We start from the raw sequence: 21,795 nt of genomic DNA, 5'->3' as shown, positions 1-21,795 counted from the left end.
CGGACTGCGCCTTGCCTGGCCCGCTTTCAGACGACAACGCGACACAGAAAATAATGGATGGCAGGCCCAATCATCGCGGCCACGGTGCGCGGGTCAAAGCATGAGGTATACAATGCGCGCCATCGTGATTCTGCTCAAAAAAGGTGCGTCATGCAGCCCTTCGTAATTGCTCCGTCGATTCTCTCCGCCGACTTCGCCCGCCTGGGTGAAGAAGTGGACAACGTCCTGGCCGCTGGCGCCGACTTCGTGCACTTCGACGTCATGGACAACCACTACGTGCCGAACCTGACCATCGGCCCGATGGTGTGTGCCGCACTGCGCAAGTACGGCGTGACCGCGCCGATCGACGCGCACCTGATGGTCAGCCCGGTGGACCGCATCGTCGGTGACTTCATCGAAGCCGGCGCGACCTACATCACTTTTCACCCGGAAGCCTCGCAGCACGTCGACCGCTCCCTGCAACTGATCCGCGAAGGTGGCTGCAAGTCGGGCCTGGTGTTCAACCCGGCGACCCCGCTGGACGTGCTCAAGTACGTGATGGACAAGGTCGACATGATCCTGCTGATGAGCGTCAACCCGGGCTTCGGCGGGCAGAAGTTCATCCCCGGCACCCTCGACAAGCTGCGTGAAGCGCGGGCACTGATCGATGCTTCCGGCCGTGACATCCGCCTGGAAATCGACGGCGGCGTGAACGTGAATAACATTCGTGAAATCGCCGCTGCTGGCGCTGACACCTTCGTCGCCGGCTCGGCGATCTTCAATGCGCCGAACTACCAAGAGGTGATTGAAAAGATGCGCTCCGAACTGGCGCTGGCCCGTCCATGAGTGGCTTTGAGCAGCTGTTCCCGGGGTCTCTGCCGCGGCTGGTGATGTTCGATCTGGATGGCACTCTGGTCGATTCGGTCCCCGACCTCGCAGCGGCTGTGGATAACATGCTGCTCAAACTCGGGCGTCAACCTGCCGGCATCGAATCGGTGCGTGATTGGGTGGGCAACGGCGTGCACACGCTGGTACGCCGGGCCTTGGCCAACCACATCGACGCCGAGGGTGTCGATGAGGTCGAGGCCGAGCATGCCCTGGAGCTGTTCAACGGCTTTTACGAGGACGGTCACGAGCTGACGGTGGTTTACCCCGGCGTGCGCGACACCCTGAAATGGCTGCACAAGCAGGGTGTCGAGATGGCGCTGATCACCAACAAGCCGGAGCGCTTCGTCGCGCCGCTGCTGGATCAGATGAAAATCGGTCGTTACTTCCGCTTGATCATCGGCGGCGACACCCTGCCTCAGAAAAAGCCGGACCCGGCAGCGCTGTTTTTCGTGATGAAAATGACCAACATCCCGGCGTCGCAATCCTTGTTCGTCGGCGATTCGCGTAGCGACGTGCTGGCGGCGAAAGCGGCGGGGGTCAAATGCGTGGCGCTCAGTTATGGCTATAACCACGGCCGGCCGATTGCCGAAGAGTCGCCGGCGCTGGTGATCGACGATCTGCGCAAGTTAATTCCCGGTTGCCTGGATCCGGCCGCTGAGATAACGTTGCCCGACGCTGTTCAACCCCCTTCTGGAAACGCCATCGTGGTGGTCACTCGCAAACTCTGGATGAAAGTCATCAAGGCCCTGGCCCGCTGGCGTTGGCGCGCCTGACTTGTTCCTGGCCGGCATACCGGCGCGTTTGCATACCTGACTGTTAGACCCTCAAGCCACGAGGCTACCCCATGATCCGCGAAGAATTCCTGCGTTTGGCCGCTGCCGGCTACAACCGCATCCCGCTTGCCTGCGAAACCCTGGCCGACTTCGACACGCCGTTGTCGATCTACCTGAAGCTGGCCGACGAGCCCAACTCCTACCTGCTGGAATCGGTGCAGGGCGGCGAGAAGTGGGGCCGTTACTCGATCATCGGCCTTCCATGCCGCACCGTGCTGCGGGTTCATGACCATCACGTCAGCGTGACCCACGACGGCGTCGAGATCGAAAGCCACGAAGCCGAAGATCCGCTGGCCTTCGTCGAAGCATTCAAAGCCCGCTACAACGTGCCGACTATCCCTGGCCTGCCGCGTTTCAACGGCGGTCTGGTGGGTTACTTCGGTTACGACTGCGTGCGCTATGTGGAGAAGCGTCTGGGCAAGTGCCCGAACCCGGATCCGTTGGGCGTGCCGGACATTCTGCTGATGGTTTCTGACGCGGTAGTGGTATTCGACAACCTCGCCGGCAAGATGCACGCGATTGTCCTGGCCGATCCCTCGCAAGACGATGCTTTCGAACAAGGTCAGGCGCGTCTGGAAGAGCTGCTGGAAAAACTCCGTCAGCCGATTACCCCGCGCCGTGGCCTGGATTTCAGCAAGCAACAGTCTGCTGATCCGGTATTCCGTTCGAGCTTCACCCAGGACGATTACGAAAAAGCCGTCGACACCATCAAGGAATACATCCTGGCCGGTGACTGCATGCAAGTCGTGCCGTCCCAGCGCATGTCGATCGACTTCAAGGCTGCGCCGATCGATCTGTACCGGGCGCTGCGTTGCTTCAACCCGACGCCTTACATGTACTTCTTCAACTTCGGCGAATTCCACGTCGTCGGCAGTTCGCCGGAAGTGCTGGTGCGGGTCGAAGACAACCTGATCACCGTGCGCCCCATCGCCGGCACTCGCCCACGCGGGGCCAACGAAGAGGCGGACTTGGAGCTGGAAAAAGACCTGCTGTCCGACGACAAGGAAATTGCCGAGCACTTGATGCTGATCGACCTGGGCCGTAACGACACCGGTCGGGTCTCGGAAATTGGTTCGGTGAAACTCACCGAAAAGATGGTGATCGAGCGCTATTCCAACGTGATGCACATCGTTTCCAACGTCACCGGTCACTTGAAGGCCGGCCTGACGGCGATGGACGCACTGCGGGCGATTCTGCCGGCGGGCACCTTGTCTGGCGCACCGAAGATTCGCGCGATGGAAATCATCGACGAACTGGAACCGGTCAAGCGTGGTGTCTACGGCGGCGCCGTCGGCTACTTCGCCTGGAACGGAAACATGGACACCGCGATCGCGATCCGCACCGCGGTGATCAAGAACGGCGAACTGCACGTGCAGGCCGGTGGCGGCATCGTTGCCGACTCGGTGCCGGCGTTGGAATGGGAAGAAACCCTGAACAAGCGCCGCGCGATGTTCCGTGCGGTGGCCCTTGCCGAACAAACACCGGCAAGCTGAGTTCACGCAAAACCTGTGGGAGCGGGCTTGCTCGCGAAAGCGGAGTGTCATTCACCTCAAATGTTGAATGAAATGCCGCCTTCGCGAGCAAGCCCGCTCCCACAGGTCTAGTCGGTTATCAGAAATCCAGACTGACCCCCACATTGATGCCTTGCTGGGTAAAGTCATCATCCTTGCGGAACGTGTATCCGCCACGTAGCGCAAGATCGGCGGTCAACTTGTGGCTGACCCCCAGGCTCACGCGATTCAAGTGGCTTTGCGGTGTATAGCCGTCCAGTTTGAAGTCCAGGGACGGCAGGCTGTTGAGCGCGATGTTTACTTTCTGAGTGTCATCCTCGTATTCACGCTCATACGCGTATTCGCCGAACACTTGAGTCTGAGGGGTGATCTGGTATTTACCCTGCAGTCCGGCCCCCAGACGTTTTGAATCGCGAGTCTGATCATCAAAGGTCAGCGCTGTGGAACGAGTGCTGTTTTCCGAGTAGCCGTCGACTTCCACTTTTGCGTAATCGGCGCTGATGAACGGCGACAGGTGCCACTCGCTGCCCGGTTGCGCAATGTCGTAGCCAAGGCGAGTGCTGAAGGCCCACAGATAGCCATCGGTATCGCCTTTCTCCGCACCTTCGCTGGCACCCAGGTCGAATTTGCGTTTGAGGTTGTCGTAATCCAGCTTGCCACCGGTCAACGCGGCATCGGCCCACCAGCGATTCTGCTGGAACTGGGCGAAGGCGGTAGCCAGGTAGCTGTTGAGTTTGTAGTCCGAATCGTTATTGCCTGCTTCCAGGTTCTGACGATAGAAACCCGCCGCCACACCGACGCGCCAGGCGTCATTGAGCCGATAGCTGCCGCCGATGTTCAGGTTGTAACCGTCGCCGTCGGCGCTGGCGCCGCTGCTTTGGCTATCGACATCCAGATGCTGGCCGCCACCGGCGACAATCGCGCGCCATTGGCCGACCGCTTGCCAGTTCTCCCAGTCCGATTGCCATTGGCTGCGCAGTTCATCCTGGTGCGCACGCAAGGTAGCGTGGGCCATTTCCGGCAACAACGTCAGCTCCCACGGCGCAGCCAGTAGGGAGTAGGCGTAGTCGGAAATCAGTTTCTGCCCGGCTTCGGTCGGATGAACCCCATCGTTATAAATCAGCTTGCTGGGGTCCGGGGTGGCACTGTTGATGCCATACGTAGGGTTTTCGGTGCAGCTGTTACCGCTGAAGCAAGTCGCCGTCAGGTTCTGGCCTGTAGCAAAACCGAATCGAGCCGGATCGGCGAAGGTTTCCTGCAACAGCAACGGAATGTTCAACGGGATGATTTCGGCATCGATCCCCGCGAGACGGGTGACCAGTTGCCGGTTGAAGGCAGAGCTCAGTAGTGAGGTGGGTGTCTGCTGGGGCGTGCCATTGATGGCGGGCGTCAAACCCAGGTCGGGCAACAGCCAGACCATAATGTACCGGGCGCCGGCGGTTTGCAGAACCTGGACGCTGTTGGCCAGTCGATCCGCAGCGGCATTCGCCTGAGCGCCACTTTGTACACGTCCCTGAAGAAAATCGTTACCACCCCCGGAAATGTAATACAGCGCATTCGGATCGGCGCTGAAGTTGTTTGTCGGCAGATAGCCCGAGCGTGTGCGTTCACCCGTGGCGGATACGCTGGTGATCGAGTCGAGGATCTGGTCCGTGCGGTAACCGCCAACGGCCCAGTTATTACCGTCCGGCAGGCCCTGGTTCGCACGCGCCGCCGAGGTTGAAGCGGCCGTCTGGTCCGGTGAAAACCCGAGCCTTCCACCCAGCAGTTGGGTCGAGTTGGCGGAGTAGGCTTCGCCGCTTCCGTCCAGGTAAACCGGTCCGGTCCGGTTGGTGAAGCGCAGGGTCGAGCCGGGAGGGCCGCCCGTGTCGGTAAACTGCCCGGCATCGTTGAGGCTATCGCCGAAGACGATGAAATTCGAATAAGGGTTGGGCGCTGCGATCGCCTGGGTGCAGGCAATAGCGAGCAAGCACCCGGCAAGCGGTACAGCCAGCGTCTGTCTGATCATGAGCAAGTCCGTTTGTTATTGTTGTAGTGAGCAAAACGACAGTGCCAAAAACTATAGAGCCTGTTGCCGTTCGGCGCGAACCCGTCAATTGTTTCAAGAGCTTCCATCGCCCCATATTGCACGCTCTGCCCAGCTAAGTTACTGTGCCGAGACGTATAAATGAGACCTTCCCCGTGTTGATCGTCAGCAAACTTCTGGATCAAGTTATCAAGGCACACGCCCGTTGGCGTTGGCGCGCCTGAATCCTTCTGCCGGCCCGGCCGGATCTTTACCGCTTTGCCTTCTTTACCCATAAGACAAACCGCTTTGCAGCGCGACTCCAGCGACTGACAAAGCGCAGGACGCTGCGGGTAAATCATTCGAAGGCTGTATTCAAAGTCAGTAAATTCAAGAGGTTCATAACGCCATGTTGCTGATGATCGATAACTACGACTCTTTTACTTACAACGTTGTGCAATACCTTGGTGAGCTCGGCTCCCAGGTCAAAGTCGTGCGCAACGATGAGCTCACCATTGCCGAAATCGAAGCCCTCAACCCGGAGCGGATCGTCGTTTCGCCCGGCCCTTGCACGCCGAACGAAGCCGGCGTGTCGATTGATGTGATCAAACATTTTGGCGGTAAATTGCCGATTCTGGGCGTCTGCCTGGGTCATCAGTCCATCGGCCAGGCCTTTGGCGGCGATGTGGTGCGCGCCCGTCAGGTCATGCACGGCAAAACCAGCCCGGTGTTCCACGAGGACAAGGGCGTTTTCGAAGGCCTGAACCATCCGCTGACGGTCACCCGCTATCATTCACTGATCGTCAAACGTGAAACCCTGCCCGATTGCCTGGAGCTGACCGCCTGGACTCAGCTTGAAGACGGCTCGGTCGACGAGATCATGGGCCTGCGCCACAAGACACTGAACATCGAGGGCGTCCAGTTTCACCCTGAGTCGATCCTCACCGAACAGGGCCACGAGCTATTCGCTAATTTCCTCAAACAAACCGGCGGCACGCGCTAAGGACTTTTCATGAATATCAAGACAGCCCTGAGCCGTATCGTCGAACAGCTCGACCTCAGCACCGATGAGATGCGCGATGTCATGCGCGAAATCATGACCGGTCAATGCACGGATGCGCAGATCGGCGCGTTCATGATGGCCATGCGCATGAAGAGTGAAAGCATCGACGAAATCGTCGGCGCCGTGTCGGTCATGCGCGAGCTGGCGGACAAGGTCGAGCTCAAGACTCTCGACGGCGTCGTCGATGTGGTCGGCACCGGTGGCGATGGCGCGAACATTTTTAACGTCTCGACCGCTTCCTCGTTCGTGGTGGCGGCGGCCGGTTGCACGGTGGCCAAGCACGGTAACCGTGCGGTCTCGGGCAAAAGCGGCAGCGCCGATTTGCTGGAGGCGGCGGGTATCTACCTGAACCTGACGCCGGTTCAGGTAGCACGCTGCATCGACAACGTCGGCATCGGTTTCATGTTCGCCCAGACCCATCACAGCGCCATGAAGCACGCCGCCGGCCCGCGCCGGGAGCTGGGCTTGCGCACGCTGTTCAACATGCTCGGCCCGCTTACGAATCCGGCCGGCGTGAAACACCAGGTGGTGGGCGTGTTCAATCAGGCGTTGTGCCGGCCGCTGGCTGAAGTCTTGCAGCGTATGGGCAGCAAGCACGTGCTGGTGGTTCACTCGAAGGATGGCCTGGACGAGTTCAGTCTGGCGGCGCCAACCTTTGTGGCGGAATTGAAGGATGACCAGATCACCGAGTATTGGGTCGAGCCAGAAGACCTGGGCATGAAAAGCCAGAGCCTGCACGGTCTGGCAGTGGATAGCCCGGCGGCCTCGCTGGAGCTGATTCGCGATGCCCTGGGCAAGCGCAAGACCGAGAACGGTCAGAAAGCCGCGGAAATGATTATGCTCAATGCCGGTGCCGCGCTGTACGCCGCCGACCATGCCAGCAGTTTGAAAGAAGGCGTTGCCCTGGCGCACGATGCGCTGCACACAGGCCTCGCTCGGGAAAAACTGGAGGAGTTGGGTGCATTTACCGCGGTATTCAAAGTGGAGAATGAGGGATGAGTGTACCGACGGTTCTGGAAAACATTCTGGCCCGTAAAGTCCAGGAAGTCGCTGAGCGTAGCGCTCGCGTAAGCCTGGCGGAGCTGGAAAGTCTGGCCAAGGCGGCCGATGCACCCCGTGGTTTTGCCAAGGCATTGTTGGCTCAGGCCAAGCTCAAGCAGCCAGCGGTCATTGCAGAAATCAAGAAAGCTTCACCGAGCAAAGGCGTTATCCGCGAGAACTTCGTTCCCGCCGACATCGCCAAGAGTTACGAGAAGGGTGGCGCTACCTGCCTGTCGGTGCTCACCGATATCGATTACTTCCAGGGCGCCGATGCGTATCTGCAACAGGCGCGGGCGGCGTGCAAACTGCCGGTGATCCGCAAGGACTTCATGATCGATCCGTACCAGATCGTCGAAGCCCGAGCGTTGGGCGCCGACTGCGTGCTATTGATCGTCTCCGCACTGGATGACGTGAAAATGGCCGAGTTGGCGGCCGTGGCCAAAAGCGTCGGCCTCGATGTGCTGGTGGAAGTTCATGATGGCGACGAGCTGGAGCGGGCCTTGAAAACCCTGGACACTCCGTTGGTCGGCGTGAACAACCGCAACCTGCACACCTTCGAAGTCAATCTGGAAACCACGCTCGATCTGTTGCCGCGTATCCCGCGTGATCGCTTGGTGATCACCGAAAGTGGCATTCTCAACCGGGCCGATGTCGAGCTGATGGAAATCAGCGATGTGTACGCGTTCCTGGTTGGCGAAGCGTTTATGCGCGCCGAAAGCCCGGGTACTGAACTGCAGCGTCTGTTCTTTCCTGAGCGTGGTATCGCGGTGAGCGGTTCTACACTCGACTGAGTACAAATAGACAAACCGCGGCGCTCCCTTCGCGAGCAAGCCCGCTCCCACATTAGTCCGCGTCCATTCAGACAACGCCGATCCAATGTGGGAGCGGGCTTGCTCGCGAAGACGGTATGAGATGCACAGCAGATTGAACGTCCTATGGATTACCTGATGACCTCACCTATCGCTCTGCCCGTCGAAGCCGGCCTGTTCGCCGAACAGGACCTGTTGGCCCATGTGTGCACCGGCGATTCGGAGTTTGGCCTGCTGTTCTGGCAACCTAACGACCGCGCATTGGTCATGCCGCGACGGTTGAATCGTCTGCCTGGGTTCGAGGCTGCGTGCGAGGTGTCGGCTGCGGCAGGTTGGCCGGTGCTGCTGCGTGAAACTGGCGGTGAACCGGTGCCGCAATCGGCTTCAACGATCAACATCGCGCTGGTCTACGCGCCACCGCGTAGCGAGGGCGACCAGAACCGCATCGAAACCGGTTATCGCCGGCTTTGCGATCCGATTTGTCAGTTACTCGATGAACTGGGCGGCGTTTCGTCTTTGGGTGAAATAGAGGGGGCGTTCTGCGATGGACGTTTCAACGTCAACCTTGATGGTCGCAAGATGGTCGGCACGGCTCAACGCTGGCGCCAGAGTAAGGGCGGTACGCGTCCGGTAGGGTTGGTGCACGGTGCTTTGTTGCTCGATAACGAGCGTGAGTCGATGGTTGCGGCGGTTAACCGTTTCAATGAAGCCTGTGGCCTGGAGCAGCGAGTTCGCGCCGAGAGCCACATTGCTCTTCATGAAAAATATGCAGCACCTGATGCGTTGGGGCGACTCGACACGTTGTACCGCCAGTTGCTGGCAGACATGTTCAGGGTTTAGCGCGTACCGAAGACCACCATGGTCTTGCCTTTGACGTCCACCAGGTTGCGTTCTTCCAGGTCCTTGAGTACGCGACCGACCATCTCACGTGAACAACCGACAATCCGCCCGATTTCCTGACGGGTCACCTTGATCTGCATGCCGTCGGGATGGGTCATTGCATCTGGCTGCTTGCACAGTTCCAAGAGGCAGCGTGCGACGCGGCCGGTGACGTCGAAGAATGCAAGGTCACCTACTTTGCGGGTGGTGTTGCGCAGGCGCTGTGCGATTTGTCCGCTGAGCACGTAAAGAATGTCTGGATCCTGTTGGGACAGCTCGCGGAATTTCGCGTAGCTGATCTCGGCGACTTCGCATTCGATCTTGGCGCGCACCCAGGCGCTGCGTTCCTGTTCCAGGCCGGCCTGTTCGAACAGGCCCAACTCGCCGAAAAAGTCTCCGGAGTTCAGGTAGGCGATGATCATTTCGCGGCCGTCGTCATCCTCGATCAGGATGGTGACCGAACCTTTGATGATGAAGAACAGCGTGTCCGAGCGATCACCGGCACAAATGATGTTGCTTTTGGCCGCATAACGACGGCGCTGGCAGTGCATCAGCAGCTTGTCGAGGTTCTTGATTTTGGGTGTTGGGGTAATAGCAACCATGGTTGTATCCCGAAAAGACTTCACGGTGTGTTTGGTTTTCTTATGAGTCGCTGAGGTTGCTACAAAGCTGGCTATGCGCCAGTGAATTGGCGCCAGCTTAACAGACACTTCCTGCAATATTCGAGAATTTACCTACAGCGCAGCGGCTTGCGTCGTAGGAAGGCGAGACGCCGTCAATCAAGGCCCCTGTGCTAAGCTGGCGACCCTTTTTTATACAGTGGAGTCTTGGCGATGAAGGCACGCATCCAATGGGCTGGCGAAGCCATGTTCCTCGGCGAATCCGGCAGCGGTCATGTCGTGGTCATGGACGGTCCGCCCGATGCCGGCGGTCGCAACCTGGGTGTCCGGCCGATGGAAATGCTCCTGCTGGGTGTTGGCGGTTGCAGCAATTTCGACGTGGTCAGCATCCTCAAGAAGTCTCGTCAGGCCGTTGAAAGCTGCGAAGCCTTCCTCGAAGCCGAGCGCGCCACCGAAGATCCGAAGGTTTTCACCAAGATTCACATGCACTTCGTGGTCAAGGGCCGCGGCTTGAAAGAAGCCCAGGTCAAACGCGCCATCGAGCTTTCTGCCGAGAAGTATTGCTCGGCGTCGATCATGCTGGGCGCGGCTGGCGTGGTCATTACCCATGACTACGAGATCATCGAACTCGGTTGAATCGACATTCAACTATCATAAAGGCAGTGCAGACTGTGGCGATCTAAAGCTCGCGTCTGCACCCGTACAGATAACTAAAATCGCCATCGCGAAGAGGTATTGATCCGTCCTGCGCAGGTGCGTCGTTCGCATCTGACGGGCATGCTTGATCACGCGGCCGGTCCGCAATACACAGAGAGCGTCTAACGGTGAAAAGCAAACTCAAGCTCCACGGGTTCAATAACCTGACAAAGACCTTGAGCTTCAACATCTATGACATCTGCTACGCGGAAACCCCGCAAGACCAGCAGGCTTACGTCGAGTACATCAATAAAGAGTACAACGCGAAGCGCCTGACGCAGATCCTCACAGAAGTTGTCGATATCATTGGCGCCAACATCCTGAACATTGCCAGTCAGGACTATGAACCCCAGGGCGCCAGTGTCACGATTCTGATCTCCGAAGAGCCGGTGACCCCGACCGACAGTCAGATCGAAGAGTCCCCGGGCCCGCTGCCTGAAATTATCCTGGCCCACCTCGACAAGAGCCACATTACGGTGCACACCTACCCGGAAATCCATCCGGACGATGGCATCGCGACATTCCGTGTGGACATTGATGTGTCGACCTGTGGCGTCATTTCACCGCTCAAGGCGCTCAACTTCCTGATTCACCAGTTCGATTCGGACATCGTGACCGTGGATTATCGTGTGCGCGGCTTCACCCGTGACGTAGAAGGCAAAAAGCACTTCATCGACCACGAGATCAACTCGATTCAGAACTACCTTTCCGAAGACACCCGCGACGCGTACCAGATGACCGACGTGAACGTGTACCAGGAAAACCTGTTCCACACCAAAATGCTGCTGAAGAACTTCGAGCTGGATAATTACCTGTTCGGCGACGCCACCAGCAACCTGTCTTCTGAGCAGCGTGCCCAGGTGACCGAGCGTGTTAAACACGAAATGCTGGAAATCTTCTACGCGCGCAACATGCCGAGCTAAGATTTTCGAGCACAAAAAAGGCGACTCCCTAACGGCAGTCGCCTTTTTTATTGCGAGTATCCCTTGTAGGAGCAAGGCTTGCCCGCGATTGCGTCCTTGAGATCGCCATCGCGGGTAAGCCTTGCTCCTACGAAAGCCCCTGAGGTCAGATCCGGTAAGTACTCTTGGTCATGACCTTGGCCATCAGGCTCATGCCGAACTTCACCGGTGCCGGGAAGCGCAAACCTCCAGCCTCCAGCGCGCTTTCGGCGTGGTGTTCTTCATCAATGCGCATCTGCTCGAGGATCGCCCGGGACTTTTCGTCCTCGGCCGGCAGTTGCTCAAGGTGTTCGTTGAGGTGTTTGCACACCTGATGCTCGGTCGCGGCAACGAAACCCAGGCTGACTTTATCGCTGATCAACCCGGCCACCGCGCCAATCCCGAACGACATGCCGTAAAACAGCGGATTGAGAATGCTGGTGTGGCTGCCCAACTGTTTTATGCGTTGTTCGCACCAGACCAGGTGGTCGATTTCTTCTTCGGCGGCATGTTCCATGGCGGCACGCACTTGCGGCAGCTTGGCGGTCAGGGCCTGACCCTGATACAGCGCCTGGGCACAGACTTCGCCGGTATGGTTGATGCGCATCAGGCCGGCGACATGCCGGGTGTCTTCGTCGCTCATTTGCGCATCCGGCTGAACGATAGCGGGCGAAGGACGGTACGGTTGGCCACTGAAGGGCAGCAAGGTACGCATCGCAGCATCGGCTTGCAGCAGAAGACGGTCAATCGGCGAGTAGTGACGTTGGGTAGTCATGCTGACCTCCGGGAAGAATCTCGGCGGCCAGTTTAACCCAATCGGCCGGGGAAGGTTTGCGCTGGGTCATTGCGACGCAGGTGCTTGTGGGGGCGGGGTTGCCCACCCCCACAGGGTTTACTGCAATCAGCCCGGCGGCCAATGCATCTGGCGCTGACCCAATACATGCATATGAATGTGATAGACGGTCTGCCCACCCAGTGGATTGCAGTTCATCACTACGCGGAAGCCCTCTTCGCAGCCCAGTTCCAGGGCCAGACGCTGGGCGGTGAACAAAATATGCCCAGCCAATGCCTTATCGTCCTCGGTCAGGTCGTTAAGCGTGCGCACCGCTTTTTTCGGGATCACCAGGAAATGCACCGGTGCCTGTGGGGCGATGTCGTGGAAGGCCAGTACCTGGTCGTCCTCGTAAATGATCTTTGCCGGGATTTCCCGGTTGATGATCTTGGTGAACAGAGTATCCACAGCTTTTTTCTCCGTTGTTTGGGCTGGCCTGAGTGTAACCATGGGTTATGCCCGAGCCCAGCCTTTTACCTTGAGGGTGCGATCAGCGCGGACAGTAAGCCTTGTTGACCATGCCGGCGATTGTCCGGGTCAGCCAGCGCGAGCCGAGTCGCGGCAGGAAGGCGCGCCAGCGGTTGCGTCGACCCGGAATAATGATCGCGCGATTTTTCTCCAGAGCCCGCACGGTATAGAGCGCGACTTCCTCGGGGCTCATCAGCATTTTGCTGTCGATCAGTTTGCCGGCGTCCAATTGCGCGGTGCGGAAAAACGCCGTACGGGTAGGGCCGGGGCAGAGCACCGAGACCTTGACCGCGCATTTTTTCAGTTCGACGCGCAACCCTTCGGAAAAGTGCAGCACATAAGCCTTGCTGGCGTAATAAGTACTCATCCACGGGCCCGGATGGAAAGCCGCCACCGAGGCGACATTCAAAATTTGCCCGCCGCCCTGTAGCGCCATGCTGTTCCCGATCGCGTGACATAGGCGAGTGAGCGCGAGGATGTTCACTTCGATCAGGTCCTGCTCGGTCATCCAGTCCTGAGCCAGAAAAGGGCCGCAGGTGCCGATGCCGGCGCAGTTGACCAGCAAATCGATCTGCCGGTCACCTTCCTCCAGCTCCAGCAGAAAACCGGAAAGCCGTAGCGGCTCGCCGAGGTCACAGGCTCGGAACAGCACTTCCACGCCAAAACGTTGAGTCAGTTCAATCGCAATACTTTCCAGCTGATCACGCTGACGGGCCACCAGAATCAGGCTGCGGCCGCGCCGGGCCAGCGCTTCGGCCATCGCCAGGCCGATGCCGCTGGAAGCGCCAGTGATCAGAGCGTAACGGGTCATGCATTTCTCCATCGCAACAGCTCCGCGCCGGCGACGCAGGTGTCACGGACGGGGAGCGCTGTTCATTCTTTCGCAGAGTCTACAGGGGGCTGGGCTTCTTCGGCTGCATCGTCGGCTGAATTTGGCGCTGGCTCTGCTTCCACGGCGGTTTGATCTTCGATCTCTTCGGTGGTCACGGAGTCACTTTCATAGCTGCTCTGGGTGGCGCTTTCGTATTCGCTCTGAATGGTAGTAAGGCCACCGGTCAGTCCGCCGATGAACAGGATCGCGATAAACACCAGCCATAGTGAAGACAGGACCTTGACCGCGGTGCTGTTGGGCGGTGGTGGCGCACCGTATCGATTGGCGGTGTTATTTCCCGGAGCAATCACCATCACGAACGGAAAGATGCTGCCCACGAATGGCACGAGGGTCAGCAGCCAGAGCCAGCCAGACCAGCCGATATCGTGCAGACGCTGGACACTGAACTGGATGCTGACGAACGCGAGCGCCACGAAGAGAATAAAGGCCAGCAAGCCACCGAGAATCAGGCCAGCGGTCGAGTCCGTACTGATGAGGGCCAAGCCGAAAACAGCAAGCACAGCGCCAACGCTAAGGGTCACCAGCGTCAGCGACATCGTCCAGGCCAGATAACGCAAGCGACCGATCCGACCCTCGAAGCTGAACGGCTTGAGTGTGGAAAACGCAGGCAAGGCTTCGCCAACGGTAGCCTGGGGTGGTGCGTAAGGGGATTCGGGATCTGCCGCGACGGCAGGGGCGTGTTCATGAACGTCAGACAGGTTCAGCTCGATCGAGGGTTCGGATTCGATCCGGGCATCGATACCGGTTTTGGTCAGTGCCCGGAGATAAGTCTGCGCATCGACCTGTGACAGGTCGCGTTTGAGTGCGACCGGCTTGCCACTGAACAGCCGCTCGATGGCAGCCACATCGCTTTTGAACAACTCGGCGAGATTGAGCTTGGCGGTAGTGACGTCAACACCCGGCAGCAGAGCGCCGTCGAACACGATCTTGAAACGGTTTTCGCTCATTGCGAGGCATCCTTGTCGCGAGTGTTTCAGGGGGTATTGCGTGTGGAGTGTAAGGCCACCCGGAATGGGCTGGCCAAGTTTTACTGTCAGCGTGGCCAGCGCTTGGGCAGCGCTGCCGCCAGTTCCAGCGCTTTGCGGTACTCGGCATCAAGGCGAGCGACCAATTGATCGACACTCGGCAGGTCATCGATCTCGCCGACACCCTGGCCTGCGGACCAGACGGTTTTCCAGGCTTTGGCTTCATCGCTTATGGGCTTGAGTTTGGAGCCGAAGTCCACCTCACCCTTGCCTTGCAGCGCTTTCATGTCGAAACCTGCCGCCTCAAGACTCTGACGCATAAAGCTCGCCGGTACTCCCGACACTGCTGGAGTATGGACGATGTCCGCGGCTCTGGAAGTCAGCAGCATCTCTTTATAGGCGTCAGGCGCATGACTTTCGGTGGTGCCGATAAATCGCGTGCCGAAGTAGGCCAGATCCGCCCCGAGCAGTTGTGCCGCGAGAATCTCGTGGCCGTGGTTCAGGCAACCGGCCAGCAGCAGGGTCTTGTCGAAGAATTGGCGGATCTCGGCAATCAGCGAGAACGGGCTCCAGGTTCCGGCGTGTCCACCGGCGCCTGCTGCCACGGCGATCAAACCGTCGACCCCGGCCTCGGCAGCTTTCTCTGCGTGGCGACGAGTCGTCACGTCATGGAACACCAGACCGCCATAGCTGTGCACTGCATCGACCAGTTCTTTCACGGCGCCGAGACTGGTGATCACGATCGGTACTTTGTGCTCGATGCAGATCGCAAGGTCTGCCTGCAGTCGTGGATTGGTGTTATGAACGATCAGATTGACCGCATAAGGGGCCGGGTTCTCCAATGTCGCCAGACCTGCTTCGATCTCTTCCAGCCAGGTCTTGAACCCGCTGCTCTCGCGCTGGTTCAACGCGGGGAAGCTGCCCACCACGCCATTACGGCAGCAGGCGAGCACCAGTTGTGGGTTGGAGATCAGGAACATTGGCGCTGCCACCACAGGCAGACGCAGGCGTTGTTCGAGCAGAGCGGGCAGCGACATTGGAAGTACCCCGGTGAGTTGTGCTTATTGGCGTTAGAACGGCCGAACGACGACCAGAATTACAATGGCCAGCAATATCAGAACCGGCACTTCATTGAACCAGCGATAAAAGACATGACTGCGGGTGTTCTCGCCACAGGCAAAGCGTTTCACCTGGGCGCCACACATGTGGTGGTAGCCGATCAGGATCACCACAAGGGTCAACTTGGCGTGAATCCACGCACCTTGACTGAATATGCTTGGGTTCAGGCCGATCAGTGCGATGCCGAAAATCAAGGTGGCGATCATCGCCGGCCCCATGATGCCGCGGTACAGCTTGCGCTCCATGATGCTCAAGCGTTCCTTGCTAACGGTGTCCTCGCTTTGGGCATGATAGACAAACAGGCGCGGCAGATAGAACAGGCCGGCAAACCAGCAGACCATGCTGATGATGTGAAGCGCTTTGAGCCACAGATAAAGCATTTTTAGTTATTCCCAGGTTCACGGTAGCGAAGATAGTAGAGGGTAGAGCGCCCGCACGTCACCTTGACGGTTGTCGCAGAGCCGCGCGGCCCCTATTATCGACGGCTTTCCAGTGGGTTCGTTGAGGGCAGGTTTATGGTCAAGGTCGGTATCGTCGGCGGCACGGGTTACACCGGTGTCGAACTGCTGCGTCTGTTGGCGCAGCACCCGCAAGCTGAAGTGGTCGTCATCACTTCCCGATCCGAGGCCGGTCTGGCCGTGGCTGATATGTATCCGAACCTGCGCGGTCATTACGACGGTCTGGCGTTCAGCGTTCCGGACATCAAGACGCTGGGCGCTTGCGACGTGGTGTTCTTCGCCACGCCTCATGGTGTGGCTCATGCACTGGCGGGTGAACTGTTGGCTGCCGGTACCAAGGTCATTGACCTGTCGGCGGACTTCCGTCTGCAAGACGCTGATGAGTGGGCCAAGTGGTACGGTCAGCCGCACGGCGCGCCGGAGCTGCTGGAAGAGGCGGTTTACGGTTTGCCGGAAGTCAATCGCGAGCAAATCAAGCAGGCTCGCCTGATCGCTGTGCCGGGTTGCTACCCGACTGCTACGCAATTGGGTTTCCTGCCATTGCTTGAAGCCGGCCTAGCCGACACCACCCGTTTGATCGCCGACTGCAAATCCGGTGTCAGTGGTGCCGGTCGTGGCGCGTCTGTAGGTTCGCTGTACTCCGAGACGTCGGAAAGCATGAAGGCTTACGCCGTAAAAGGTCACCGTCACCTGCCGGAAATCCGCCAGGGCCTGCGTCGCGCAGCGGGCAAGGACGTCGGTCTGACTTTCGTTCCGCACCTGACGCCAATGATTCGAGGCATCCACTCGACGCTCTACGCGACGGTCGTGGATCGCTCGGTGGATCTGCAGGCGCTGTTTGAAAAGCGTTATGCCAACGAACCGTTCGTCGATGTCATGCCCGCTGGCAGCCATCCGGAAACCCGCAGCGTGCGCGGTGCCAACGTTTGCCGCATTGCGGTGCATCGTCCACAGGATGGTGACCTGGTGGTGGTGTTGTCGGTGATCGACAACCTGGTCAAAGGCGCGTCGGGGCAGGCGGTGCAGAACATGAACATCCTGTTCGGGCTGGATGAGCGCCTGGGCTTGTCTCACGCTGGCATGTTGCCGTAAGGCTTTAGCCCGCTCAGCAAAAAGGCCCGTCTGACGGGCCTTTTTGCATTTCGAGCCGGCAATCGGGTTTATTGATATACCGTAACAATAGTTGACCGATTTTCTAGGAGAAGCGGATAATGCGCGTCATCACGCATTATGGCGGCGTAACGCCGGGAGATAGTTAGCATGAGCGTCGAATCCTTCACCCCCACGGCTTTGCAATTCACCCACGGTGCCGCGCACAAGGTGAAGAGCCTGGTCGATGAAGAGGGGAATGATCGCTTGAAGCTGCGCGTATTCGTTACGGGCGGCGGTTGTTCAGGTTTTCAGTACGGCTTCACCTTCGATGAGGAAGTGGCCGATGACGACACCATTGTCGAGCGCGAAGGGGTGAGTCTGGTCGTTGATCCGATGAGCTTCCAGTACCTGGCAGGTGCCGAGGTGGATTATCAGGAAGGTCTGGAAGGTTCGCGCTTCGTGATCAAGAATCCGAACGCCAGCACCACGTGTGGCTGCGGCTCTTCGTTCTCGATCTGATCGTAATCTACCGCATCACCAAGCGCCGCATGGCCTCAGGGCTCTGCGGCGTTTTGTTGTCTGGGATTCGGTATGGCTAGTCAGGCAGGGTAAATGGCGCCGAGTACGCGCAGGCCACGGGCGCCGGTGACGCTAGGGCGATTGGCAGCGATGCCTTCAAGGCAGCAATGGGCCAGCCAGGCGAAGGCCATGGCTTCGACCCAGTCGGGGTCTACACCGTAAGCCGCGGTGCTGCTGACCTTGGTGTTCGGCAGCAAGCTGGCCAAGCGGCTCATCAGCGTGGCGTTGTGGGCGCCGCCGCCGCAGACCAACAGTTCCTGGGTATCTGATTGAGCGCTTTGCAGTGACTCGACGATGGTCAGGGCGGTCAGTTCGAGCAGGGTTGCCTGCACGTCTTCGGCGGCGAAGGTCGACAGTTTCGATAGATGCTGTGTCAGCCATGGCAGGTTGAACACTTCGCGGCCGGTGCTCTTTGGGCCTTTGGTCACGAAAAATGGATCACTCAGCAGTTCGTTCAGCAGAACCGGTTCGACCTTGCCGCTGGCAGCCCATTGGCCATCGCGATCAAAGTTGTCGCCGTGTTGCTGGTGAATCCACGCATCCAGCAAGACATTGCCCGGGCCACAGTCGAAACCCGCAACAGGCTTGCCAGGTTCAATCAGGCTGAGGTTGCTGAAACCGCCAACGTTCAATACCGCGCGATTGCCTGCGCGCTCTTCAAACAACGCTTCGTGAAAGGCTGGGACCAGTGGGGCGCCTTGTCCGCCAGCCGCAATATCGCGGCTGCGGAAGTCGCTGACCACGGTGATGCTGGTCAACTCGGTCAGAAGGGCGGGATTGCCGATCTGCACGGTGAAGCCGCGCGCCGGTTCGTGGCGAATGGTCTGGCCGTGGCTGCCAATCGCGCGAATGTCTTCGGGTTTCAGGTTTTGTTGGTCGAGGAGGGTATGAATGCCTTGTGCTGCCAATTTCACCCAGTTTTGCTGAGCGATGGCGGAGCGGGCAATCTCGTCCGGGCCGCTGGCGCACAAGCCAAGCAGCTCGGTGCGCAGGGAGTCAGGCATTGGGGTGTAGTGCGTGGCGATCAGTTTGATCGCCGGGGCCAGCTCGACCAGCGCAATGTCCAGGCCATCGAGGCTGGTCCCGGACATCACACCTATATAGAGCGTCATGGCTTAGCGCTTGCTCGAAGCAAGCTGCGTGGATTTTTCTTGATCCATGCGCGCCATCAGCGGTTGGCTCTGGGCGAGGAAACGTGCGCGTTCAGCCTTGGAGATCGGATCGGCCATCGCTACCTTTTGGCCTAGTGGGTCGACGTGCACGCCATTGACCTGGAACTCGTAATGCAAATGCGGTCCGGTGGAAAGTCCGGTGGTGCCGATGTAGCCGATCACCTGGCCTTGTTTGACGCTACTGCCAGTCTGCACGCCTTTGGCAAAGCCCTGCATGTGGCCGTAAAGCGTACGGTAGGTGTTGCCGTGCTGGATGATCACGGTATTGCCGTAGCCGCCACGGCGACCGGCCAACAACACTTTGCCGTCACCGGCTGCCTTGATTGGAGTGCCACGCGGCGCTGCATAGTCGACGCCTTTGTGAGCGCGGATCTTGTTCAGGATCGGGTGCTTGCGGCCCATCGAGAATTTCGAGCTGATACGGGCGAAATCTACCGGGGTACGGATAAACGCCTTGCGCATGCTGTTGCCGTCAGCAGTGTAGTAGCTGCTGTTGCCTTGTTTATTGGTGTAACGCACGGCGGTGTAGGTCTTGCCGCGGTTAGTGAAGCGAGCGGAAAGGATTGGGCCATTGCCGACGGCCTTGCCGTTGACGACTTTTTGTTCGTAGATGACATCGAACTCATCACCCTGGCGAATATCCTGGGCGAAGTCGACGTCATAGCCAAACACGCTGGCCATGTCCATGGTCAGGCTGTGGGACAAACCGGCGCGTGCAGCGGACTGCGACAGCGAACTGTTGATCACACCATGAACGTAGGCAGAGCGCACGGTCGGCTTGGCGGTAATGCGGTTGAATGCATAACCCTTGTCATTTTTGGTCAGGGTGATGCTTTCGACATCTCTGACCTTGCTGTGCAGATTGGTCAGCTGGCCATCGGGGCTCAGTTCGAATTCAAGTTTCTGGCCGTGTTTGAGTTGGCTGAACTGCTTGGCCTGCTTGTCACTGGCCAGCACCTCATGCACTGAAGCTGCTGGAAGGCCGACTTTCTCGAACAGTGTGGAGAGTGTATCGCCTTTGGAAACGATCACTTCCCTGTGGTTTGGAGACTTTTTTTCTTCGATCACAGGCGCCGGCGCGGGCGCGGCCTGAGCGGTTTCCTGGGGTTCTTCGGCGCTGTTTTCGATCTGAGCGAAAGGGGAAGCTGCTGGCTCATTTGTGGCCTGGACGGCCTCGGCAGCGTCTTGATCTTGTGTCAGTTGTTCGGCAGGGCTTTCCAGTTCAAGACTCAGGGTCGTCTTTTTGGCTTCAACATCACTGGAAGGAAATACCAAAAGCGCCAGGCTCAGAAGGGCGGCGATGCCACTTGCTGCGAGCAGGTGGGTCTTCGGGTAAAGCGGCGGCGCTTTAGACGATTCTTTGGTCATAGGTAATTTTTGACTTTGAAAAAGATGAATTGGAAAAGATGAATGACATGATGAAGATGAAGATGAAATAACTGTATAAAATATAACCAAATCATCTCTGAAGCAAGTCCGCGAACGCTGTGTCCGTGGATTGGCATCCGTGCGCCGGGCAGAACTTGTATTTGACGCGCGATCTTGTATGGTTGGTTCCCTTTGAATTCGAGCCTTGCGGGTCTGTTATGAAGTCGGTTGAAGAGCAGCTAGCGCTGATTAAACGTGGTGCGGAAGAACTGTTGGTCGAGTCCGAGCTGATCGAAAAGCTCAAGCGTGGCCAGCCGCTACGTATTAAGGCAGGCTTCGATCCGACCGCGCCGGATTTGCACTTGGGTCATACCGTCCTTATTAATAAGCTGCGCCAGTTCCAGGAGCTGGGGCATCAGGTGATCTTCCTTATAGGTGACTTCACCGGGATGATCGGCGATCCGAGCGGAAAGAGTGCGACACGTCCTCCTCTTACCCGCGAGCAGGTTCTCGAGAATGCCGAGACCTACAAGACCCAGGTTTTCAAGATTCTTGATCCGGCGAAAACCGAAGTTGCGTTCAACTCCACCTGGATGGATCAGATGGGGCCGGCCGATTTCATTCGCCTGACTTCGCAGTACACCGTGGCTCGCATGCTCGAGCGCGACGACTTCTATAAGCGCTATACCACCAATCAGCCAATCGCCATTCATGAGTTCCTCTATCCGTTGGTTCAGGGGTATGACTCGGTCGCATTGCGCGCGGATGTCGAGCTGGGTGGTACCGATCAGAAGTTCAACCTGTTGATGGGGCGTGAACTGCAGCGTGGATATGGTCAAGAGGCCCAGTGCATTCTGACCATGCCGCTGCTCGAAGGTCTGGATGGCGTGAAGAAGATGTCCAAGTCCTTGGGCAACTACGTGGGTATTCAGGAAGCGCCGGGTGTGATGTACGGCAAACTGGTTTCCATTCCGGATGCGCTGATGTGGCGCTACTTCGAATTGCTCAGTTTCCGCTCCATGGATGAGATCAATGCATACCGTGCGGATGTCGAGGCGGGTGCCAATCCGCGTGATATCAAGATCAAGCTGGCCGAAGAAATCGTTGCGCGTTTCCATGGTGAAGAGGCTGCAGCCAATGCTCACCGTGCGGCGGGTAACCGTATGAAGGAAGGCGAGCTACCGGACGATCTGCCAGAGATTGAATTGACTGCTACTGAAGACATGCCGATTGCGGCTGTCCTTAATAAGGCAGGTCTGGTCAAGAACTCGGCAGTCGCGCGGGACCTTCTAGGTTCTGGTGGTGTGCGTATAGATGGTGAGGTTGTCGATCGCACCTTTATATACGTACTGGGCGCGACCCATGTTTGCCAGGCCGGGAAGAAGGCATTTGCACGTATTACGCTCAAATCCGAATAAAGCTCAAATTAGGTGTTGACGGCAGATTCTGAAAGTCTATAATTCGCCCACTTCCGGCGCAGTCGAAACGGAAAACTCCTTGGTAAACAATGAGTTACGCAGTTTTCGACAGCGAGTTGCTTCAGGTCATCGAAGCCCAGAAGGAGTTGAAAGAGTGGCGTTGTTTG

23 protein-coding genes are annotated in these 21,795 nt (G+C 58.3%); 12 read left to right on the top strand and 11 right to left on the bottom strand.

The annotated features are described in order from the left end of the window. Positions 1 to 150 precede the first annotated feature (150 nt). The 3 genes from rpe (at position 151) to trpE (ending at position 3,193) form a co-directional block, all read left to right on the top strand. Positions 151 to 825 carry a ribulose-phosphate 3-epimerase gene (gene rpe, locus E3W21_RS13855; protein ID WP_008027088.1) on the top strand — a complete coding sequence of 225 codons (675 nt, stop codon included), beginning with the start codon at positions 151 to 153 and terminating at the stop codon, positions 823 to 825. Further along, a complete protein-coding gene (locus tag E3W21_RS13850) occupies positions 822 to 1,640 on the top strand; it encodes a phosphoglycolate phosphatase (protein ID WP_134420426.1) in 819 nt (272 codons plus the stop codon). Before rpe ends, E3W21_RS13850 begins: the two co-directional genes overlap by 4 nt. A gap of 71 nt (positions 1,641 to 1,711) precedes the next feature. After that, positions 1,712 to 3,193, top strand: coding sequence for an anthranilate synthase component I (trpE, locus tag E3W21_RS13845; protein ID WP_134420424.1), 1,482 nt, complete (start codon positions 1,712 to 1,714; stop codon positions 3,191 to 3,193). A gap of 118 nt (positions 3,194 to 3,311) precedes the next feature. Here the strand turns inward: trpE and estP are convergent, their stop codons facing one another. After that, entirely contained in the window at positions 3,312 to 5,219 is a 1,908-nt protein-coding gene (estP, locus tag E3W21_RS13835) for an esterase EstP (RefSeq protein ID WP_134420422.1), read from the bottom strand. Beyond that, positions 5,216 to 5,512, bottom strand: coding sequence for a hypothetical protein (locus tag E3W21_RS31170; RefSeq protein WP_166793829.1), 297 nt, complete (start codon positions 5,510 to 5,512; stop codon positions 5,216 to 5,218). Before E3W21_RS31170 ends, estP begins: the two co-directional genes overlap by 4 nt. Before the next feature lie 113 nt (positions 5,513 to 5,625). Between E3W21_RS31170 and E3W21_RS13830 the strand changes: the two genes are divergently transcribed. The 4 genes from E3W21_RS13830 (at position 5,626) to E3W21_RS13815 (ending at position 8,969) form a co-directional block, all read left to right on the top strand. Continuing rightward, entirely contained in the window at positions 5,626 to 6,219 is a 594-nt protein-coding gene (locus E3W21_RS13830) for an aminodeoxychorismate/anthranilate synthase component II (protein WP_033056198.1), read from the top strand. Positions 6,220 to 6,228: 9 nt separating this feature from the next. Further along, positions 6,229 to 7,278: an anthranilate phosphoribosyltransferase gene (trpD, locus tag E3W21_RS13825; RefSeq protein ID WP_056741323.1), complete on the top strand. Its 1,050-nt coding sequence runs from the start codon at positions 6,229 to 6,231 to the stop codon at positions 7,276 to 7,278. After that, complete coding sequence (gene trpC, locus E3W21_RS13820) at positions 7,275 to 8,111, top strand: indole-3-glycerol phosphate synthase TrpC (RefSeq protein WP_134104586.1); 837 nt, start codon at positions 7,275 to 7,277, stop codon at positions 8,109 to 8,111. The genes trpD and trpC overlap by 4 nt, the downstream gene beginning before the upstream one ends. A 156-nt stretch (positions 8,112 to 8,267) precedes the next feature. Beyond that, the gene (locus E3W21_RS13815; protein WP_134420420.1) at positions 8,268 to 8,969 is read left to right on the top strand and encodes a lipoate--protein ligase family protein; all 702 of its coding nucleotides are present in this window, start codon (positions 8,268 to 8,270) and stop codon (positions 8,967 to 8,969) included. Here the strand turns inward: E3W21_RS13815 and crp are convergent. Beyond that, on the bottom strand, positions 8,966 to 9,610 hold the full coding sequence (crp, locus tag E3W21_RS13810; protein WP_008147233.1) for a cAMP-activated global transcriptional regulator CRP: 645 nt from the start codon (positions 9,608 to 9,610) through the stop codon (positions 8,966 to 8,968). The genes E3W21_RS13815 and crp overlap by 4 nt on opposite strands. 231 nt (positions 9,611 to 9,841) lie before the next feature. On the opposite strand from crp, the gene E3W21_RS13805 reads away from it, so the two are divergent. Together E3W21_RS13805 and speD are read left to right on the top strand one after the other, a co-directional pair. Then, complete coding sequence (locus E3W21_RS13805; protein ID WP_030130026.1) at positions 9,842 to 10,264, top strand: OsmC family protein; 423 nt, start codon at positions 9,842 to 9,844, stop codon at positions 10,262 to 10,264. Positions 10,265 to 10,452: 188 nt separating this feature from the next. Next, entirely contained in the window at positions 10,453 to 11,247 is a 795-nt protein-coding gene (speD, locus tag E3W21_RS13800) for an adenosylmethionine decarboxylase (RefSeq protein ID WP_129440736.1), read from the top strand. A gap of 145 nt (positions 11,248 to 11,392) precedes the next feature. Here the strand turns inward: speD and coq7 are convergent, their stop codons facing one another. The 6 genes from coq7 to hemJ all read right to left on the bottom strand — a co-directional run bounded on the left by coq7 (position 11,393) and on the right by hemJ (position 15,921). Further along, positions 11,393 to 12,040 (bottom strand): 2-polyprenyl-3-methyl-6-methoxy-1,4-benzoquinone monooxygenase, encoded by a 648-nt coding sequence (gene coq7, locus E3W21_RS13795; protein WP_129440738.1) that lies wholly within the window; start codon positions 12,038 to 12,040, stop codon positions 11,393 to 11,395. Positions 12,041 to 12,166: 126 nt separating this feature from the next. Then, positions 12,167 to 12,505, bottom strand: a complete 339-nt coding sequence (locus tag E3W21_RS13790) for a histidine triad nucleotide-binding protein (protein WP_008147240.1) — start codon at positions 12,503 to 12,505, stop codon at positions 12,167 to 12,169. A gap of 82 nt (positions 12,506 to 12,587) precedes the next feature. After that, positions 12,588 to 13,376, bottom strand: a complete 789-nt coding sequence (locus tag E3W21_RS13785; protein WP_046045397.1) for an SDR family oxidoreductase — start codon at positions 13,374 to 13,376, stop codon at positions 12,588 to 12,590. Positions 13,377 to 13,438: 62 nt separating this feature from the next. Then, the gene (locus E3W21_RS13780) at positions 13,439 to 14,404 is read right to left on the bottom strand and encodes a DUF805 domain-containing protein (protein ID WP_134420418.1); all 966 of its coding nucleotides are present in this window, start codon (positions 14,402 to 14,404) and stop codon (positions 13,439 to 13,441) included. A gap of 86 nt (positions 14,405 to 14,490) precedes the next feature. Then, complete coding sequence (locus E3W21_RS13775; RefSeq protein WP_134420416.1) at positions 14,491 to 15,459, bottom strand: nitronate monooxygenase family protein; 969 nt, start codon at positions 15,457 to 15,459, stop codon at positions 14,491 to 14,493. A 33-nt stretch (positions 15,460 to 15,492) separates the two neighbouring features. Further along, positions 15,493 to 15,921, bottom strand: a complete 429-nt coding sequence (hemJ, locus tag E3W21_RS13770; protein ID WP_134420414.1) for a protoporphyrinogen oxidase HemJ — start codon at positions 15,919 to 15,921, stop codon at positions 15,493 to 15,495. Between the two features lie 135 nt (positions 15,922 to 16,056). Here hemJ and argC point away from each other — a divergent pair, with 135 nt between their 5' ends. Both argC and erpA read left to right on the top strand, forming a co-directional pair. Next, positions 16,057 to 17,091: an N-acetyl-gamma-glutamyl-phosphate reductase gene (gene argC, locus E3W21_RS13765; protein ID WP_008147251.1), complete on the top strand. Its 1,035-nt coding sequence runs from the start codon at positions 16,057 to 16,059 to the stop codon at positions 17,089 to 17,091. 168 nt (positions 17,092 to 17,259) lie between these two features. Continuing rightward, positions 17,260 to 17,610, top strand: a complete 351-nt coding sequence (gene erpA, locus E3W21_RS13760) for an iron-sulfur cluster insertion protein ErpA (RefSeq protein WP_007947969.1) — start codon at positions 17,260 to 17,262, stop codon at positions 17,608 to 17,610. Positions 17,611 to 17,690: 80 nt separating this feature from the next. Here erpA and E3W21_RS13755 read toward each other — a convergent pair whose 3' ends face one another. Both E3W21_RS13755 and E3W21_RS13750 read right to left on the bottom strand, forming a co-directional pair. Further along, entirely contained in the window at positions 17,691 to 18,782 is a 1,092-nt protein-coding gene (locus E3W21_RS13755) for an anhydro-N-acetylmuramic acid kinase (RefSeq protein ID WP_134420412.1), read from the bottom strand. A 3-nt stretch (positions 18,783 to 18,785) separates the two neighbouring features. Next, positions 18,786 to 20,210 carry a peptidoglycan DD-metalloendopeptidase family protein gene (locus E3W21_RS13750; RefSeq protein WP_134420410.1) on the bottom strand — a complete coding sequence of 475 codons (1,425 nt, stop codon included), beginning with the start codon at positions 20,208 to 20,210 and terminating at the stop codon, positions 18,786 to 18,788. A gap of 218 nt (positions 20,211 to 20,428) precedes the next feature. On the opposite strand from E3W21_RS13750, the gene tyrS reads away from it, so the two are divergent. Beyond that, positions 20,429 to 21,628: a tyrosine--tRNA ligase gene (gene tyrS, locus E3W21_RS13740; protein ID WP_129440749.1), complete on the top strand. Its 1,200-nt coding sequence runs from the start codon at positions 20,429 to 20,431 to the stop codon at positions 21,626 to 21,628. Positions 21,629 to 21,795 lie beyond the last annotated feature (167 nt).

Origin of the sequence: Pseudomonas sp. F01002 (assembly GCF_004402115.1) — a bacterium.
Classification (GTDB): domain Bacteria; phylum Pseudomonadota; class Gammaproteobacteria; order Pseudomonadales; family Pseudomonadaceae; genus Aquipseudomonas; species Aquipseudomonas frigoris.
The sequence above is the reverse complement of the archived record's forward strand: the minus strand, read 5'-3'. Positions and strand labels throughout refer to the sequence as shown.

Excerpts from the sequence above, each read along its gene's own strand:
- tyrS (WP_129440749.1), top strand. The coding sequence starts at position 20,429 with ATGAAGTCGGTTGAAGAGCAGCTAGCGCTGATTAAACGTGGTGCGGAA.
- trpC (WP_134104586.1), top strand. The coding sequence starts at position 7,275 with ATGAGTGTACCGACGGTTCTGGAAAACATTCTGGCCCGTAAAGTCCAG.
- trpD (WP_056741323.1), top strand. The coding sequence starts at position 6,229 with ATGAATATCAAGACAGCCCTGAGCCGTATCGTCGAACAGCTCGACCTC.
- E3W21_RS13805 (WP_030130026.1), top strand. The coding sequence starts at position 9,842 with ATGAAGGCACGCATCCAATGGGCTGGCGAAGCCATGTTCCTCGGCGAA.
- E3W21_RS13755 (WP_134420412.1), bottom strand. The coding sequence starts at position 18,782 with ATGACGCTCTATATAGGTGTGATGTCCGGGACCAGCCTCGATGGCCTG.
- E3W21_RS31170 (WP_166793829.1), bottom strand. The coding sequence starts at position 5,512 with ATGGGTAAAGAAGGCAAAGCGGTAAAGATCCGGCCGGGCCGGCAGAAG.
- E3W21_RS13850 (WP_134420426.1), top strand. The coding sequence starts at position 822 with ATGAGTGGCTTTGAGCAGCTGTTCCCGGGGTCTCTGCCGCGGCTGGTG.
- trpE (WP_134420424.1), top strand. The coding sequence starts at position 1,712 with ATGATCCGCGAAGAATTCCTGCGTTTGGCCGCTGCCGGCTACAACCGC.
- argC (WP_008147251.1), top strand. The coding sequence starts at position 16,057 with ATGGTCAAGGTCGGTATCGTCGGCGGCACGGGTTACACCGGTGTCGAA.
- E3W21_RS13785 (WP_046045397.1), bottom strand. The coding sequence starts at position 13,376 with ATGACCCGTTACGCTCTGATCACTGGCGCTTCCAGCGGCATCGGCCTG.
- E3W21_RS13750 (WP_134420410.1), bottom strand. The coding sequence starts at position 20,210 with ATGACCAAAGAATCGTCTAAAGCGCCGCCGCTTTACCCGAAGACCCAC.
- coq7 (WP_129440738.1), bottom strand. The coding sequence starts at position 12,040 with ATGACTACCCAACGTCACTACTCGCCGATTGACCGTCTTCTGCTGCAA.
- E3W21_RS13830 (WP_033056198.1), top strand. The coding sequence starts at position 5,626 with ATGTTGCTGATGATCGATAACTACGACTCTTTTACTTACAACGTTGTG.
- estP (WP_134420422.1), bottom strand. The coding sequence starts at position 5,219 with ATGATCAGACAGACGCTGGCTGTACCGCTTGCCGGGTGCTTGCTCGCT.
- rpe (WP_008027088.1), top strand. The coding sequence starts at position 151 with ATGCAGCCCTTCGTAATTGCTCCGTCGATTCTCTCCGCCGACTTCGCC.
- crp (WP_008147233.1), bottom strand. The coding sequence starts at position 9,610 with ATGGTTGCTATTACCCCAACACCCAAAATCAAGAACCTCGACAAGCTG.
- E3W21_RS13815 (WP_134420420.1), top strand. The coding sequence starts at position 8,268 with ATGACCTCACCTATCGCTCTGCCCGTCGAAGCCGGCCTGTTCGCCGAA.
- E3W21_RS13780 (WP_134420418.1), bottom strand. The coding sequence starts at position 14,404 with ATGAGCGAAAACCGTTTCAAGATCGTGTTCGACGGCGCTCTGCTGCCG.
- erpA (WP_007947969.1), top strand. The coding sequence starts at position 17,260 with ATGAGCGTCGAATCCTTCACCCCCACGGCTTTGCAATTCACCCACGGT.
- hemJ (WP_134420414.1), bottom strand. The coding sequence starts at position 15,921 with ATGCTTTATCTGTGGCTCAAAGCGCTTCACATCATCAGCATGGTCTGC.
- E3W21_RS13775 (WP_134420416.1), bottom strand. The coding sequence starts at position 15,459 with ATGTCGCTGCCCGCTCTGCTCGAACAACGCCTGCGTCTGCCTGTGGTG.